General features: G+C 58.5%; 1 protein-coding gene. It reads left to right on the top strand.

Going from position 1 to position 265, the window contains the following annotated elements; genetic code table 11:
- A partial coding sequence (locus SB847_RS21280; RefSeq protein WP_410578633.1) for a hypothetical protein occupies nucleotides 1-265 on the top strand: 265 nt, incomplete at both ends.

Below are 265 nucleotides of genomic sequence, written 5' to 3'. Positions count from 1 at the left end.
CGATAAATCGGGATACCTCTGGATCGTCGACGACCGTTACCCGGACGATGGACACATCTATGCGGTATTGCCGATACCGACCCCTGGTACGACACCACCCGCCCACGTTCAGATAAATTACGCATTGAAGAAAGGCAACGTAAACGCTGCCCCCGCCGTGGTCGCCTGGCACATGGACAGCGCCAGTAGTGCCGAGTCGCTCTATGTCAGCGACCAGGCCGGCAACGGCAGGGTTATCCATATCAGCCCCTTGCCCCAAGTTCCC

It is taken from the genome of Bacillus sp. SIMBA_026 (assembly GCF_046535335.1).
GTDB lineage: Bacteria > Bacillota > Bacilli > Bacillales > Bacillaceae > Bacillus > Bacillus velezensis.
Note: the sequence above shows the minus strand (reverse complement) of the source record. Positions and strands in the feature narration are given on the sequence as shown.